The 271-nt window shown below is 69.0% G+C and carries 1 pseudogene; it reads left to right on the top strand.

What is annotated here, in order from left to right:
• Positions 1 to 271: pseudogene (locus CUZ56_RS15060) on the top strand (hypothetical protein); the annotation flags it as partial.

Genomic DNA, 271 nt, shown 5'->3' with positions numbered 1-271 from the left:
GGTCGGCGCCCTGGTCACCGATTCCGGTAACGGACCTGCGGTGACCAATGCGCTCGATGCGCCGGTGCCCGAGATCAAGGACGCCGCGAACGCCCCTGCGGGTTCGGTACAGGCGGTCGCGCAGGAGGTCACTCCGTCGGTCGTGATGATCGAAGTGGCGAGCAACCGTGGGCAGGGCGAGGGCTCCGGTGTGGTGCTGTCCTCGGACGGGCTGATCCTGACCAACAACCATGTCGCGGCGGGCGGTGGCGCCGGTGGCGATATGCGGGTG

The sequence above is a fragment of the Saezia sanguinis genome (assembly GCF_003991585.1).
In the GTDB taxonomy this organism is placed as follows: domain Bacteria; phylum Pseudomonadota; class Gammaproteobacteria; order Burkholderiales; family Burkholderiaceae_C; genus Saezia; species Saezia sanguinis.
Note: the sequence above shows the minus strand (reverse complement) of the source record. Positions and strands in the feature narration are given on the sequence as shown.